Raw genomic sequence first — 15610 nt, 5'->3', positions numbered from 1 at the left:
CATGCAGCAGCACCGCATCTACACCGGTCAGCCACTCCAGCCAGGCGTTGTAGTGATCCTGGAAGAGAGTCCGGCCCGGCACCTGACCCAGGTGCTGCGGTTGAAGGCGGGTGCAGAGATCACCCTGTTTAACGGCGACGGCCACGACTACAGCGCCCGCCTGAACGAGGTTTCCCGCCGCGCCACCAGCGCACAAGTGGACCGGTGCCTGGAACCCGCCGAAGCGCCTGCGCCCCTGCAAATCCACCTGGCCATCGGCATCTCCAGGGGCGAGCGGATGGACTTCGCCATCCAGAAGGCGGTCGAGCTGGGGGTTGCCGACATCACTCCGCTGATCACCGAGCGCTGCCAAGTGCGACTACCCGGTGAGCGTCAGGAGAAGCGACTGCAGCATTGGCAGCAGGTGATCATCGCCGCCTGCGAGCAGTCCGGGCGCCGCTATATTCCCGCGCTCAATCATGTGATGGAGCTGAATGAATGGCTCCGGCACCGGGTCACACGGGGTGGCATCCTGCTGGATCACCGCGCCGAAAGCGCTCTGCATGAACTGCCCCCGCCGTCGGGTGAAGTGACCCTGCTGATCGGTCCCGAAGGCGGCCTGTCGGCGGATGAACAAACCCAAGCCGCAGCGGCCGGATTCACCGGCGTGCGCCTGGGTCCACGGGTATTGCGTACCGAAACCGCACCGTTGGCCGCCATCGCCGCCATCCAGACCCTGTGGGGGGATTTTCGCTGATGCAAACAGGGGTCCGGAGTCAAAATTGATGGACATTGCCTATCAAACGCCCCGTTTCCCTGATCAATTTTGACTCCGTCACCGCTCCTGTCACCGACTTTGGTGCAGCGCGCAGGATGAGGTGAGTGAAGCGAACCGTATCACTAGGAATATAGGCACTGAATGCAACGGGCAACCACTGGGGGTTGTCCCTAAGGACAGGCCAGTTCAGCCAATCTTGTAGATACCCAACGCCGGCCCGGCAACCTCGGGCGGGTCAAACACCGTATCACCCTCACCGTCCGCGGCCCCCAGACTCTTGAAATCATACAGCGCGGCATCGGCCAGATGGGATGGCACCACGCTGGACAGGGCGCTGAAGATGTTGGCGGTGCGGCCTGGATACTGCTGCTCCCAGGCCGCCAGCATCTGTTTGATCTGCTTGCGCTGCAGGTTCTCCTGGGAGCCGCAGAGATTGCAGGGAATAATGGGGAATTCACGGGTCCGGCTGTAGCGGGAGATATCCTTCTCGGCACAATAAGCAAGCGGTCGGATCACCACATGGCGGCCATCGTCGGTGTGCAGTTTTGGTGGCATCGCCTTAAGTTTGGAGCCAAAGAACATGTTCAGGAACAGGGTCTCGACAATATCATCCCGGTGATGGCCGAGGGCGATTTTGCTGATTCCCATCTCACTGGCAACCCGATAGATGATCCCACGGCGCAACCGGGAGCAGAGCGAACAGGTGGTCTTGCCCACCGGAATCTTCTCCTGCACCACGGAGTAGGTGTCCTCCTCCACGATCCGATACTCCACACCGAGCCGTTCCAGGTAGGCCGGCAGCACTTCCGCAGGAAAACCAGGCTGTTTCTGATCCAGGTTCATGGCGATCAGGGTAAAGTCAATCGGTGCCCGGGCCTTCAGGGTAAGCAGGATATCCAGCAGGGTATAGGAGTCCTTGCCGCCGCTCAGGCAGACCATGACCCGGTCGCCCGCCTCGATCATGTTGAAATCGCCGATCGCCTTACCGACTTCCCGCTCCAGCCGTTTTTTCAGTTTGTTGAAATTATTGGAGCTTCGGGTCTTTTCCGGGAGTTCTGACATGGGACTTATCGCAGTGGTGGGGTAAAGCGGGGGATATTACACGCGCCCGCCGAAAAAAAACAGCGCGGCGCCTCAGTCGGCGGAGACATCGATGCGTCGTTACAAGATTACAACGGAAATGCGGACAGCGCTGACTCCAGGGCATCCAGATCCGGGATCCAGGCATCCACGCCGTTGATGATCACCCGGCTGGCGACCATTTCATGCTGTGGCTCTTCCCCGGCAAACGGCACAATCGCCGCCTCGGTTACCCGCACCAGATGGGGCGCCGAACGGAGTAAAATCCCGATATAGGGCAGTTGGTCATTTCCGTTCAGGGTATTGCAAACGGCCACCCGGGCACGCAGGCCGACCTCACCGGCATCCCGGCCCAGCAAACGCTCAAAGGCGATCAGCGGCAGAGCATGGTTACGCCATACAAATGTTCCCAGGAGCCAATCGGGTACTGTTGTGGAGGGGGTATCCGGAGTTCGATAACTGACCACTTCGCATACCGCCGCGTTCGGCAGCAGCAGCTGTCCCTCCTGCAATGGCAGCAATACACCCCTTACCTCCGCAGAGGCCTGGCCGCTGCTCATATTGCCCCCTCATTCAGGACCGAATAGATGTTCTCCAACAGCTCACTCTCTTGATAAGGTTTTCCAAGGTAGCGTTTCACACCCAGCTCCATGGCAAGATTGCGATGTTTGTCACCGGTGCGCGAGGTGATCATGATAATCGGTATTCCTTTCAGTTCAGCCGAATTACGCATATGTCGGGCAAGCTCATAGCCGTCCATTCGAGGCATCTCGATATCCAGCAGCATGATATCCGGCCGCTGCTCCTGCAGCATTGCGACGGCATCCACACCATCCTTCGCCGTCACCACATTCATGCCATGCCTCTCAAGCAGTCGCCCGGTCACCTTGCGCACGGTGATCGAGTCGTCCACCACCATGACCGAACGACCAACTCCCGGTTCCGGAGCGGCCATATCGACCCGCGCGACCTCGGGTTGTGGGGCCGCGGTCTGGGCCACATCGGACCGCACCAGTGCGGTCACATCCAGAATCAGCGCAACCCGTCCATCGCCCAGGATCGTACCGCCGGAGATCCAGCGCACGGTGGAGACCTGTACGCCGACTGACTTGACCACAATCTGGCGATTACCCAGCAGACCATCCACCTGCATGGCCACATGATGTTCGCCAGCACGCACCAGCAGCAGCGGATACCATTTGCGCTGATCGGAGAGATTGACCTGACCCACATTAAGCATGCTGCCCATGTAGCGAACCTGATAATCCTGTCCGGCGTAGCTGTAGACCCGCTGCCGTCCGCTGTAGCAAGCCTCAAGTTCTTGCCGGGAGACCCGCACCACGCCCTCAACACTGGTGTGAGGGATAGCGTAAATCTCTCCGCCGAGCTCCACCAGCAGGGCATCGGTGATGGCCAGCGTAAGTGGCAGACGTATGATAAAGCTGGCTCCCTGGCCCACCTGTGAGCTGATATCCAGTGAGCCGCCCAACTGCTTGACCTCACTCACCACCACGTCGAGTCCCACGCCGCGCCCGGAAATCTGGGTCACTTCCTTGGCGGTAGTGAATCCGTGCTCCAACACAAATGGCAACACATCGGAATCCGCCACATCGGCATTGGGATCGAGCAGGCCGCTCTTGATCGCCTGCTCCCTGATCCTGGCCATATCAACCCCGGCGCCGTCATCGGAGATCACGATCTGTACATCCGATCCCTCCCTGGAAAGCCGCAACTGGATCTGTCCGGTCTCCGACTTGCCCGTCTCCACCCGCCGGGCGGGTTTCTCAATGCCGTGGGCGATGGCATTTCGCAGAATATGTTCCAGCGGGCCGATCATGCGCTCCAGGATGCCACGATCGATCTCGCTTTCAGCACCCTGTATCACCAGTTCAGCGGGTTTGTTGAGTTGGTTACTGGTCTGCCGGACCACCCGATGCAGACGCGGCACAATCTGCGCAAACGGCACCATGCGGGTGCGCATCAGCCCGTCCTGCAGATCAGTGGTGATCCGTGATTGTTGCAGCAGCAGGGTATCTGTCTCAGCCTGCAACTCCTCCAGGAAGCCGTTGATATTGGCCAGGTCGTTCACCGTCTCCATCAGGCTTCGTGAGACCTGCTGCATGGCGGAGAATCGATCCAGCTCGAGGGGATCAAACGAGGCATCATGGGACGGCTCGTCACCCCGGTCCTGCTCATAACGGAACAGGATCTGTGCCTCTGTCTCAATTTCCAGCTGCCGAAGCTGATCACGCAAGCGGCTTACAGTCTGTTCCAGCTCGGACAGGTTGAATCCCAACTGTCCGTTCTGCTGCTCGATACGGGTACGATAGATACTCACCTCACCCGCATAGTTGACCAGCCGGTCCAGCAGATCCGAGCGGACACGCACCTGCTCGCGCTGAGCACGCCCTGGCAGCGAACCTGCCTCCTCGGCGACCACGCTCATGGTGGTATCGGACGGGACCGACTTATCAACTTGCGCGTTTGGCGTGAAAATGGCCTCATCGGCAATCTCCAACGCAGGCGCCTCCGGCTCCTGCAGTTCCGCTTCCACATCCGACTCTTCGGTTTCGAGCAGCCCTGTCACCGGGGAGTCCGGGATGGACTCGACCGGGACCGGCGCTGTCTCGTCTTCGGCACCGACAACCGGCATCCCGGAATCGTCACTGCCAGCAGGCAGATCGGCGGTGGTTGATGGTGGCCCGCCCGCAACCAGCCACTCATCCATCTTCTGGACCAGATCATCCGCCACGCGCAGCCGGGGGCCACCGGACAAATCGTCAATCTGTTCCGCCAGACGATCTACCACCTCATGGGTCAACTTGACCAGTTGATCCCCGGTAGCGACCTTCTCCTGGTCGACGGCTGTCAGAAGTGATTCAAAACCATGACTGAGATCGCCAATCGGCATCGCCCCCGCCAATCGCGCACCCCCTTTGAGGGTGTGCAGGGTGCGCTGCAACTCTTCCGAAAGCTTTTTGTCGGAGAGGTCGAACGCCCCCGCCTGCAGCGACCCCTCCAGGGATTCGTGCAGCTCTCTCGCCTCTTCCAGAAAAATATCCACAAGTTCGGGATCACCATCCAGGTCCACCATGACCGGGCCGGCCGTGTCCATGCCTGCTTCCTGGCTGACAACAGGCGGGGCCTGTTCCGTGGCAGCCCAGGTCGGCTCTGTCGCCTCATCCGGGGCTTCTACCGGGATTGCTTCATCCAACAGCGGTGGTGACAGATCCTGCGCTTCTAGTTGATCTGCACGTTCATCGACGCTCTCCAACTCTTCGGTTGGCGCCTCGGGGGCGGTGAAGACCGTTTCAGCAGGCATGGATTCCGCTACCACCGGCTCACCCGCCTCGCCACCTGATTCAATCTGCGACGGGTCGGCGCTCGACTCTCCTGCAAGCGCTTCCAGGGGCTGGATAGAATCTGTTTCCGTCACATCCCCATCGTCGGCCTCATCCAGCCACTCTTCTTGGCCGGCGACATCCTCAATCGCCTCATCAGGCTCTTCGGACAAATCGACAAGGGAGACATCATCGTGGACCGAAGCAGTCGACACGACTGCCGAACGGTCATTTTCATCCGGCGGCGACCGTGGGACGGTAGCAGCGCGTCCGTAGGCGTAAATATCACCTACCAGCACCTGCCAGTCCGGCAATTGCGCCCCGGGGACATTGATCGCGCCAAGTATTGTTCCGAATTGATCAACACTGCGACCTATCAGATCCAGGGCCACCGGATCAGCGGGCCGGTTCATGCTTTTCAGATCCGCCGCCAGGGATTCGAGCGCCGAGCTGACCTGGGCGATGGAATCAACCCCCGCCATCTCGGCACTCCCGTGCAGGGTATGGAGCGCCCGGACCATCTCCTTGTCGATTCTGCAGGCGATCGGATTGCCGCTACACGCCTCGTGAAACTGACCCAGGGTCTCGATATGGGTCCTGGATTCCGCCTCAAATATCTCCAGCAGCATCTCGTCCATGCTGATCGGAGCCGCCGCGGTTTCAGCGCCATCGTCAGCCTCGGCCTCGACTGCCAGTTCGATTTTGGCCTCATCCGACTGCGGCAACAACTCTTCGTCAACGGCCGGAGATTGCGCCACCTGTTCCGCGGCCGTTTCCATATCCAGATCGTCTGAAGCGGTAAACTCCAACGACTCATCCGCGCTGATCTCGTCTTCAAGCGCATCCAGTTTTTCTTCAGACGTCAGCGGTTCATCCACTCCACCAACAGCATCGTCGGATGTTGGCGCGGCCGCTGCCCGACCCGGCTGGGCCAAGGCCTCGGCCCGATCCATCAGCGGTTGCGTGGCCACCGTGGGAACAACCCCGCGTTTCTGGCAATCAATCAACTCGGGCAGTATCTCGACCGCCTCGTTCAGCAACTGGATAACTGCGGGCGATACGTCAATCGTCTGGTCAATGACACGATTGAGCAGGTTCTCGATCGCCCAGGAAAATTCGCCGATGGTTTTTGCACCGACCAGCCGCCCACTCCCCTTCAGGGTGTGAAAAGAGCGGCGGAAGGTCGTCAGCGCATCCCGGTCATCCTGATTTTTACACCAGCGCGGCAGGTACTCCTGAATGACCGCCAGCTCCTCTTCCGATTCCTCGATGAAGATCTCAAGGATCTCGGCATCGATATCCTCAAGCGCGGGCTTGTCGGCTGAGGGCGTATGGGCGGGCGCGGCTTCCGTTACAGCATCGACCGGACTTTCGCTCGCCACTGACAACGGGGCAACAGTATCCTCATGCGGTGTCGCTTCAACTTGATCAAACTCGTTTTCGGCGGCTTGTGATTCCGTCTGAACAGGCGATTCCGGCACCCCGAGACTCGCCAGGGCATCCCGGGTAACATCAAGGATTTCCAGGTGAATGCCACGCCCTTCGGTAACCGCTTCCATGAAATACTCGATACCGGTCACGGCATCGGCAAAGGCGTCCAGATCATCGGCACTGGGAATGCCGCAGTCGCCGAGCAGGGTCTGCTCGACATAGCGGTTCAACCGCCCCATCAGGGCCGCCGCATCAGTTAGTGAAAGCACGCTAAAGGCGCCGGCAATCCCATTGAACCGGCGTGGCACATCCACCAGGAGCGCCCGGTTATCGGGCGTTTCGATATAGCTGATAATGGCCTCTTTGTTGCGGGCCATATCGATACCAGCCTCGTGCATCACCGAGTCGACCAGGCGTTCGAACTCGCCTTCGGGCAAACTGGATTTTGCCTGGTCGCTCTGGGGCTGGGCATAGCGCCTGACGACCGAGAGATTATTCAACGAGGTTTCAATAAACAGGATATCGCCTGCCATGGCCATCAGGTCCTGTTCATCAGGCTGGCTGTTGGCGGCGACGATTTCCTCGATCTTGTCGGCTTGACGCTTCAGGCGCGAGCGCAACTCACCCTGGCCGACCATACCAAGGGTGTCGGCAAGTTTCTTCAGTGGCTCCTGTTGCGCCTGCAGTCGACTGAGATCACCGCGCTTGCCGCGGATAAACAGGTCGAGCTGATCCTTGATCGTCGTCAGGTCGGCACTGATGGCGGTACGCAGGGATTCAAGCAGGTCTCGGCCGGGCGCGTGCAGGTCGGCCTGCTCTCCCGCCAGGCCTGACTGGCCGTGCGGGCCATGAGTCAGATCAAACTCCTGACGAATCTGCGCCACCACCGGATCGGATGAGTCCGCACAGGCGGTGTAATACAGCAGATTTTTCGTCAGGTCATTGGCCGGCGTTTCAGCAACAACCTGTTCCCCCACATCGATGACCCGCTTGATCTCCCGGTCAATTTTGCCCACCAGTAATTTGGTGGCAATACCCGAATCAAGGCCTCCGTCACGCAGGGCATTGACCACCGCCTGCCCGACCCGGAACAGGCGCTTGACCTGATCGGTCCAGGCGCTCTCTTCAAGATCCCGAAATATTCCGGCAATGCGCTCCAGACCACCCGTGGCATCTTCGCCCCGGTACCAGTCGAGCAATGCCTTGTGATACTGGTACCGGAGTTTTCTGGCGACTGCCGGCAGTTCGGGGTTGGCATCCTGAGTCCCGTCGGCAGGCAGCAGTTTGCCCTCCAGATCAGGTGCGAACAGCGCCACTTCGGATAACAGGGAGGCATCCCGCGCCGCCCGCAGTTCATTCATCAGGGGCAACAGCAGGATCGGACTGTCTGCTGAACCCGACTCGATTTTTTCGAGATACTCGGGCAGTTGCGCCAACCCGACCATCAGCGCTTCAGCGGACTCCTTGCGCCGCTTCTCACCGAGCGACCCCAGGGCCTTGGCCACCAACTCCATCTCTTCCGCCAGCATGGCCGCGCCGTACAACTGCATCAGTTGCAGGGTTCCGCGCACCTGGTGCAGTTGAGCTATGCAACCATCCAGTTCCGTTTCCGGACCCGATTCATCCACGTACGACTCTAATGCATGCCGAGCCAGCTCAAGAGACGAATCAAGTTCACCCCTGATCCATTTCAGCACACTATGATCTTGGACATCACTCATACCAGGCCTTCATATCCGCCAGTGGTCGTTCATCGTTACCAAAGTACTGCCACTGAATCCTTCCATCTGAAACAAGCGCCCGTTAGTTGTATTCAGGGAGACGGAAACCGGCAACCGATCGCTGCAGTTCATCCGCCATATCCGCCAAGGTTCCAATCGCCGCAGCCGTCTGGTTGGTACCATCCGATGCCTGGGTGGTGATTTCCTGGATAACACTCATGGTATCATTCACGCGGGCCGCTTCTTCCGACTGTGTCTGTGCGGTATCGGCAACGCGCTGAATACGCTCGGAGATGTGATTCGAAACACTCTCGATCTCCTTCAACGCCTCACCGGCATCCTCAGCCAGTTGAGCACCGGTCACCACTTCGGTAGTGGTCGCTTCCATGGAAGAGACCGCCTCATTGGTATCGGCCTGAATGGTCTTCACCAGCGCTTCAATCTGCTTGGTTGCATTACCGGAACGTTCCGCGAGTCGCTGTACCTCGTCCGCAACCACCGCGAAACCACGACCGGCCTCGCCAGCCATCGCCGCCTGCATCGCCGCGTTCAAGGCCAGGATGTTGGTCTGGTCGGCAATGTCATCAATCAGTTCCACGATATCGCCAATCTCCTGGGAACTTTCACCCAGCCGCTTGATTCGTTTCGAAGTCTCCTGGATCTGCTCGCGGATAGTGTCCATACCCTTGATGGTTTTCCGCACCGTCTCATTGCCCTTGGCGGCGATGTCCACCGAGTGCTGTGCCACCGTTGCCGACTCGGTTGCCTCCTGGGACATCTGATCAATGGTCGATGCCATCTTGTTAATGGCGGTAGTTGCGGAGGTGATCTGGTCGGCTTGATGTTCACTCGCTTCCGCCAGGTGCATGGCGGTAGCACGGCTCTCCTGCGCAGACGTGGATACCTGTTCGGAAATCTCGTTAATGGTGGTTACCAGGCTGCGCAGCGCCTCGATAGCGTAGTTGATGGAGTCGGCGATGGCGCCGGTCACATCTTCGGTCACAGTCGCCGTCACCGTCAGGTCACCATCCGCCAGGTCACCCATCTCGTCCAGCAGTCGCAAAATAGCCTGCTGGTTTCGCTCATTCAGCTGATTACTTTCCACCTCACGTCGACGGGCGGTCAGCAGCAGCACATAACCGAGTGAGATGAGCATGGCAATGGAGAGACCACCCAGCACCGCAATCAGTACCGGCCCCGCCTTGACGCCCATGATACTGATCAGCCCCGGGCTGTCGCCGTAGGCCTCTACCAGCCGTAGCGCTGCATCATTCACCCGGTCAGATACCGAGGTCACCTGACCGGCTGCCTCGAGCGCCGGCAGCACTGCGGGAACCGTCTCGATGATCTCGTCCGCGTGATCATTGATTGAGCTGAACAGCATCGCCGCTTCACGCAGCTTCTGTACCACCCCGGGGTTGGTGATCTTGGCAATGCCCAGCGACTCACTACCCTCCAGCATGCCGTCGAGTACCCGGCCCAGATGATCGGAGTCACGGCTGAACTGGTCGATGGCTGCCGCCGTCGCCTGGCCGCCCGCCAACACCTTATTCACGTTTTTATCGATACGTTCAGAGAGCATCAATTGGCGGGAGGCAATGGATATCTGTACCGGGTCCGCATTGGTTGCCACCAGATCGCTGACCACCTGTTCGGAAAGTTCCTGCAACTGCGGCATGAACTCGGTAATCACACTGATAAACTCCTGCACCGACAGAATGGCATCCCGGTTTGACAGGATGTCATCAGCATTCTGGCGCAACTCCAGCCAGGCGTTTTCAACTTCGCGCAACTGCGCAGAGACCGGTTCAGGCGAGGGCGGCAAATTCACCGCCGGGTCGCCCTGTTTCAACTCCGACATGATGCGTTCGAACTTGTCCCGGGCTTCCCGCAACTGAGCGAAAGCCGCCTTGTTGCCAGCCGCCGCTGAGAGCGCGCTTTTGGCGATCTCCTGGGAGACCACGCGCTGCTCTTCAGAACGGATAATGTAGATTTCGTCATTGGCCGCCCATTTTGCCACATTGGCAAATGCCAGCAGTGTCACTAGCAGCGTGACCAGCAAGCCGATTGACAGCACAACCACCAGCCTGTTTGAGGCCGCTCCACCACCTGTACGTCTGGTAACCCTGGTATTCATTTAGTCTCTCTCCCGCAAGAGGCTTGTTCTTGTAAGGTTTCCGTTGCCACAAAAGACAAAAGTTCACACACAGAAATCGCCTGGAAAAAAATCATCCTGGAATCCGCAGATACCAGGTTCATAGCGAAGCCACCCTGAACTCGGTGTTTTCCGCCAGCAGATTCATACTGAACACCGGCCTGACCGCGTCCTCAACCTGGTACGCACCCTGGACAAACTGCCGAATATACTCCGGCAGGATGGGAACCCCGGTGCGCTGCTCCTCAAGGAAGTGACGCATGCCCTGAACATTCCCTACCAACAATCCGGAATACACTCCCTGGTGATTGATGACCAGCACCCGGCTGCGCCGCCCGATCACTAAGGGCGCCCCGCCCAGGAACTGCTGAAGATCAATAATCGGCAGCAGATTTCCACGAATATTTGCCATCCCAAGCAGCCAGGCCTGTGTACCGGGCACCTGGGTCAGCTCCTCCGGATAGTTGAGAATCTCCTTGACCTCCTGGAGCGGCGCAATCACACCCAGACCGGAAATACTGAACAGCACACCTTCCCAATACTGCTGAATCTTGTGCTTGGGCAGACCCACCGCATACTGGTGACTTCTGTTTTCGATAGTCTGCAGCAGCTGCAGCAGATCGGCCGATGTAGTTTCCGTCATATTCTTCTTATCAGCCGGCAAGAATGTTCCTGATCTTACCGAGCAGATCCTCTGCCGCCACGGGTTTTACCACATACTCCTTGGCACCCTGCCGCAATCCCCAAGCGCGATCAGTCTCCTGATCCTTCGTGGTCACCACGATAACCGGGATGTCCTGGGTCTCCGGCAACTTGCTGAGCTGACGTGTCGCCTGGAAACCGTTCAATCCCGGCATCACAACATCCATCAACACAAGATCAGGTCTTGATTCTTTTGCTGCTGCAACACCCGACTCGCCATCCGAGGCGGTAATCACCCTGTACCCGCCACTCTCAACAATCCCTTTAAGAATGTGCGTCTCCGTTGGGGAATCATCGACGATCAAAATGGTTGCATCCACAGCAGCATTTTCACCGGATTGTTCTGCACTGTTTTTCTTAAAAAAACTTCTCATAATCTAATCTCTGCGGCTTTATTGGGATACGGGCTCAGGAGCGGCTCATCAGGCGGCCCTGGCGATGTGTTTTCGAATGGCACCCAGTAGCTCATCTTTGGTAAACGGTTTGGTAAGATACTCCTCGGAGCCGACAATGCGTCCCCGGGCACGATCAAACAGGCCATCCTTGGAGGAGAGCATGATGACCGGGGTCTTTTTGAACTCACTGTTATGCTTGATAAGGGCACAGGTCTGATAGCCGTCCAGCCGCGGCATCATGATATCCACGAAGATGATATCCGGATTGGTGTCAGCGATTACCGAAAGCGCCTCGAAACCGTCATTGGCGGTGAACACCTCACACCCGGCTTTTTTCAGCAGGCTCTCGGCGGTCCTGCGAATTGTCTTGCTATCATCGATGACCATCACCTTCCGACCGGAGATATCGACATCTTCATTCATTACCCAGCTTCCTTTGATTCGCACAACCCTTGGTATGGACGATACAGCACCGTCCCTGCCGTTGGCCGCGGTGATATATTTACCCATCCGCATCCAACAGGGATCACATTCAATTTACCGTGGTCAGTCCCCACAACTGCCAGAGCTGCATCCCACCACGATAGTAATATATCTTTTCTGCCGGATAACCCACTGCCAGCAAGCCGCGAATTGCCCTGGGTGATTGCCCGCATTCAGGACCGTTACACCAGAGCACCAGTTCCTTGCAGTCGGTGAAGTCCCACTTGTCCGTCATATGTTCGGCGTCCAGCACACCCCACTGCTCCAGTGTCTGCGTCAGCGCCCCGACCGGCTCCCTCTGCTTGGCGCCGAACAACAATAGCGCCTCTACCATTTCTATGTCTTCGACGTCTTTACTCAAATCTGTAAAGGGAATATTGATCGATCCAGGAATGGTACCCTTGGCGTACCACTCCGGTGTTCTGGCGTCGATCAGGAGTCCCAGACCATCCCGCAACTGATTCTCCATAAAGTGAAAAACTTCAATTTCACCGATCGTCTTGACCGACTGATCCACTTCCATCGGTCCGATGCAGAACGGCGGGCAAGGCCGGGCGGTCTTGGCGTAGTAGCCGCGCAGTTCATAATCAGGGTCCTGCACCCGCTGTACCTTGACCGAACGACCTTTGTGAATCACATGAAGATAGGGCTTTCCCTTGTAGAGCATGATCGCGCCATCATCCGCGCCCACCTTCACTTCATCTTCGGCACCAAACCCCGTCCCCGCCGCCAGCGACAGGACAGCAAAAACGGCCAGAAAGACCATTAACTTCCTCATACATTACCCCCATTGAGACCTGCTATCTGACGTAGCTTAATTATTGAAACTTCACTGTTACTTTCAGCTGTATCGTCCGGTTATCGTCTAACCTGAATATTTTTTTTCTGTTTTTGCCATCATCGATGCAGAAAACGATCCATGATCTTTTTTCTCAGCTCAGAAATAGTCGCGCCGGATTGATACTCCTGATATATCTCTTCCTGGCTGCTAGGTCCCAGCTTGCTGTAAAACACAGCGCTGCCGGCATATTTTTCCTTCAACTCACTCTCAAAGGATTCACGGGAAAGTCGGTCACCCGCCACCTCTGCGGAAGCCACGCCTGCGGCAGGCTTGTCAACCTTGCCAGCCTCCTGTTGAAGAGCGCTCAGATAATCATCTTCTCCGGCCGCACTCACTGAGAACGAGATCACAAAACCGAAAATCACCCGGCAGGACCAGCGCAGTGTCGGGACAACCCGGCCTGTTTCACCACGAAATTGCCACATCCTCATAACACATCACACCTCCCAAACCACACATACACTAGAGATTCAAAATCCCACGCCTGACAGCCTTTCACTGCCCTCAAACGCCCATTCCATTGGGTGTAATTGTAATAATCGGGTCCCTGTATGAATCTGATTTTTTCTAGCCATGGCGCTTTATTACGATCATAACCTGAGAGAAAATAGCAACAGATAACCCCCACTGCAACCATGAAAAAGGAAAGTTGCCACAAGGTCGCCGACAAACAGACCGTCCTCGGGTATTATTGGAAAATGACTATTACTCTCGGTGTCGTGATGGATCCGATTGATTCCATCAACATAAAAAAAGACAGCACCTTTGCCATGCTGCTGGAAGCCCAGCGACGTGGCTGGGGGGTGCGATACATGGAGCAGCAGGATCTGTATCTGGACAACGACCGGGCCTGTGCCCGGGTCCGGACTCTGCTGGTTGAAGAGAATCCCCAGGAGTGGTTCCGTTTTGTAGGTGATGAAACCATCCCACTGGATGAACTTGATGTCATCCTGATGCGCAAAGACCCACCTTTCGACATGGACTATATCTACTCCACTTATCTGCTGGAGAAAGCGGAAGAGCGTGGTGTATTGATCGTCAATCACCCGGCCAGCCTGCGAGACTGTAACGAGAAGCTGTTTACCGCCTGGTTTCCCCAGTGCTGCACACCTACTCTGGTCACCAGCAATCGGGAACGAATTCTTCGCTTCATGGAGCAGCAGAAAGACATTATTCTCAAGCCACTGGACGGGATGGGCGGCAGCTCGATTTTCCGCATACGCCAGGGAGATCCCAATGCCAATGTGATTATCGAAACCCTGACCAGCCACGGCAAACGGCTCAGCATGGCGCAACGCTTCGTACCCGAGATCAGTCAGGGCGACAAACGCATTCTGATGGTGGATGGCGAGCCGGTTCCCTATGCCCTGGCGCGAATCCCCAAGCCGGGTGAAACCAGAGGCAATCTGGCGGCCGGCGGCACCGGCCAGGGTATTCCGCTGTCAGAACAGGATCGCTGGATTGCCCTTCAGGTAGGCCCCAGCCTGAGGCAGCGTGGCATACTGTTCGCAGGACTGGATGTAATCGGTGATTATCTTACCGAGATCAACATCACCAGCCCGACCTGTATCCGCGAACTGGATAGCCAGTTCGGACTCAATATCAGCGCCCAACTGATGGATCGTATTGAAGAGAAACTGGCTGCATGAAGTGTCTGAAAACCGTTGCCTGGCTGATATTACTGCTACTCCTGACCGGCTGCGACACGCCCCCACCGATCTACAAGGGAAAATTCCTGGCCTTTGGCACCCTGGTGGACATCTCTATCGCCGGACTGCCTGAGCGGGAGGCCCAGGCCGCCACCGACATCATAGAAGATGACTTCAAGCGCATGCACCGCTCCTGGCACGCCTGGGATCCGGGCCCGCTGGGTCGGGTCAATCGACTGATTCAGACCGGCGAGACCTTTTCCGCGCCGCCTTCCGTGCTGCCGTTAATCAAACGCGGCATCGGGTTGTCAGACAAAAGCAATGGCCTGTTCAATCCGGCCATTGGCCAATTGATCGATTTATGGGGTTTTCACAGCAACGATCCGAACGGACATCGCCCTCCGCCACAGGCAGCCATTGACCGGATGCTGGCTGACGCACCAAAGATGAGCGACCTGCAGCTGGACGGTATACAGATGCGCAGCAACAATCCCTCGGTCAAACTGGATTTTGGCGCCTTCGGGAAAGGCTATGGAATTGATCTCGCCATGGAGCACCTGAAAGAGCTGGGCATTCAAAACGCCATTCTTAATGCTGGCGGAGACCTGCGGGCGATAGGCAACAAGAACGGCGAGCCCTGGCGCATCGCCATACGTCACCCGAGCGGTGAGGGGGTGCTGGGCGTTATAGAGACAAAGGGGAGTGAAAGTATCTTCACCTCGGGCGACTACGAGCGAAATTTCACCTGGGAGGGCAAACGCTATCACCACATCATCGACCCCAGAACCGGCTATCCTGCCATCGGCACCCGCTCGGTGACCGTGATCCATGATGACGCCACCACGGCGGATGCGGCCGCTACCGCCCTGTTTATTGCCGGCCCCTCAAACTGGTATGAGATCGCCCAGCGCATGGGAATAGGCTATGTACTACTGGTCGACTCGGACGGCATCCTGCACATGAATCCGGCGATGCAGGAACGGGTTGAACTGACCGACAATAGCTACACCATCAAGCTGAGCCCCCCGCTCACAACGAAACCCGGACATTGACCG

General features: G+C 57.6%; 12 protein-coding genes. 3 read left to right on the top strand and 9 right to left on the bottom strand.

From position 1 onward, the window contains the following. Position 1 precedes the first annotated feature (1 nt). Entirely contained in the window at positions 2-736 is a 735-nt protein-coding gene (locus tag ACHZBF_RS01260; RefSeq protein ID WP_321527445.1) for a 16S rRNA (uracil(1498)-N(3))-methyltransferase, read from the top strand. Between the two features lie 207 nt (positions 737-943). Here ACHZBF_RS01260 and ttcA read toward each other — a convergent pair whose 3' ends face one another. The 9 genes from ttcA to ACHZBF_RS01215 all read right to left on the bottom strand — a co-directional run bounded on the left by ttcA (position 944) and on the right by ACHZBF_RS01215 (position 13337). Beyond that, positions 944-1819 carry a tRNA 2-thiocytidine(32) synthetase TtcA gene (ttcA, locus tag ACHZBF_RS01255; RefSeq protein WP_321527444.1) on the bottom strand — a complete coding sequence of 292 codons (876 nt, stop codon included), beginning with the start codon at positions 1817-1819 and terminating at the stop codon, positions 944-946. A gap of 107 nt (positions 1820-1926) precedes the next feature. After that, positions 1927-2397, bottom strand: a complete 471-nt coding sequence (locus ACHZBF_RS01250) for a chemotaxis protein CheW (RefSeq protein ID WP_029133367.1) — start codon at positions 2395-2397, stop codon at positions 1927-1929. After that, positions 2394-8330, bottom strand: coding sequence for a hybrid sensor histidine kinase/response regulator (locus ACHZBF_RS01245; RefSeq protein ID WP_321527443.1), 5937 nt, complete (start codon positions 8328-8330; stop codon positions 2394-2396). The genes ACHZBF_RS01250 and ACHZBF_RS01245 overlap by 4 nt, the downstream gene beginning before the upstream one ends. A gap of 82 nt (positions 8331-8412) precedes the next feature. Next, positions 8413-10467 (bottom strand): methyl-accepting chemotaxis protein, encoded by a 2055-nt coding sequence (locus ACHZBF_RS01240; RefSeq protein ID WP_037375138.1) that lies wholly within the window; start codon positions 10465-10467, stop codon positions 8413-8415. A 118-nt stretch (positions 10468-10585) separates the two neighbouring features. Then, on the bottom strand, positions 10586-11128 hold the full coding sequence (locus ACHZBF_RS01235) for a chemotaxis protein CheW (protein WP_029133370.1): 543 nt from the start codon (positions 11126-11128) through the stop codon (positions 10586-10588). 10 nt (positions 11129-11138) lie between these two features. After that, positions 11139-11561 carry a response regulator gene (locus ACHZBF_RS01230; protein WP_051302160.1) on the bottom strand — a complete coding sequence of 141 codons (423 nt, stop codon included), beginning with the start codon at positions 11559-11561 and terminating at the stop codon, positions 11139-11141. Positions 11562-11609: 48 nt separating this feature from the next. Further along, on the bottom strand, positions 11610-12005 hold the full coding sequence (pilG, locus tag ACHZBF_RS01225; RefSeq protein ID WP_029133372.1) for a twitching motility response regulator PilG: 396 nt from the start codon (positions 12003-12005) through the stop codon (positions 11610-11612). Between the two features lie 109 nt (positions 12006-12114). Continuing rightward, positions 12115-12843, bottom strand: a complete 729-nt coding sequence (locus ACHZBF_RS01220) for a rhodanese-like domain-containing protein (RefSeq protein WP_029133373.1) — start codon at positions 12841-12843, stop codon at positions 12115-12117. 119 nt (positions 12844-12962) lie between these two features. Continuing rightward, positions 12963-13337, bottom strand: coding sequence for a hypothetical protein (locus tag ACHZBF_RS01215; protein ID WP_157606782.1), 375 nt, complete (start codon positions 13335-13337; stop codon positions 12963-12965). Between the two features lie 267 nt (positions 13338-13604). Between ACHZBF_RS01215 and gshB the strand changes: the two genes are divergently transcribed. Next, entirely contained in the window at positions 13605-14555 is a 951-nt protein-coding gene (gshB, locus tag ACHZBF_RS01210; protein ID WP_029133375.1) for a glutathione synthase, read from the top strand. After that, a complete protein-coding gene (locus tag ACHZBF_RS01205; protein ID WP_321527442.1) occupies positions 14552-15607 on the top strand; it encodes an FAD:protein FMN transferase in 1056 nt (351 codons plus the stop codon). The genes gshB and ACHZBF_RS01205 overlap by 4 nt, the downstream gene beginning before the upstream one ends. Positions 15608-15610 lie beyond the last annotated feature (3 nt).

The organism is Sedimenticola selenatireducens, assembly GCF_963675335.2.
GTDB classification, from domain to species: domain Bacteria; phylum Pseudomonadota; class Gammaproteobacteria; order Chromatiales; family Chromatiaceae; genus Sedimenticola; species Sedimenticola selenatireducens.
This window is presented reverse-complemented; position numbering and strand designations above follow the sequence as displayed.

What these genes read in the sequence shown, in the direction of transcription:
- ACHZBF_RS01215 (WP_157606782.1), bottom strand. Translation starts at nt 13,337, where the DNA reads ATGAGGATGTGGCAATTTCGTGGTGAAACAGGCCGGGTTGTCCCGACA.
- ACHZBF_RS01260 (WP_321527445.1), top strand. Translation starts at nt 2, where the DNA reads ATGCAGCAGCACCGCATCTACACCGGTCAGCCACTCCAGCCAGGCGTT.
- ACHZBF_RS01245 (WP_321527443.1), bottom strand. Translation starts at nt 8,330, where the DNA reads ATGAGTGATGTCCAAGATCATAGTGTGCTGAAATGGATCAGGGGTGAA.
- ACHZBF_RS01250 (WP_029133367.1), bottom strand. Translation starts at nt 2,397, where the DNA reads ATGAGCAGCGGCCAGGCCTCTGCGGAGGTAAGGGGTGTATTGCTGCCA.
- ACHZBF_RS01220 (WP_029133373.1), bottom strand. Translation starts at nt 12,843, where the DNA reads ATGAGGAAGTTAATGGTCTTTCTGGCCGTTTTTGCTGTCCTGTCGCTG.
- ACHZBF_RS01240 (WP_037375138.1), bottom strand. Translation starts at nt 10,467, where the DNA reads ATGAATACCAGGGTTACCAGACGTACAGGTGGTGGAGCGGCCTCAAAC.
- ttcA (WP_321527444.1), bottom strand. Translation starts at nt 1,819, where the DNA reads ATGTCAGAACTCCCGGAAAAGACCCGAAGCTCCAATAATTTCAACAAA.
- gshB (WP_029133375.1), top strand. Translation starts at nt 13,605, where the DNA reads ATGACTATTACTCTCGGTGTCGTGATGGATCCGATTGATTCCATCAAC.
- ACHZBF_RS01235 (WP_029133370.1), bottom strand. Translation starts at nt 11,128, where the DNA reads ATGACGGAAACTACATCGGCCGATCTGCTGCAGCTGCTGCAGACTATC.
- ACHZBF_RS01205 (WP_321527442.1), top strand. Translation starts at nt 14,552, where the DNA reads ATGAAGTGTCTGAAAACCGTTGCCTGGCTGATATTACTGCTACTCCTG.
- ACHZBF_RS01230 (WP_051302160.1), bottom strand. Translation starts at nt 11,561, where the DNA reads ATGAGAAGTTTTTTTAAGAAAAACAGTGCAGAACAATCCGGTGAAAAT.
- pilG (WP_029133372.1), bottom strand. Translation starts at nt 12,005, where the DNA reads ATGAATGAAGATGTCGATATCTCCGGTCGGAAGGTGATGGTCATCGAT.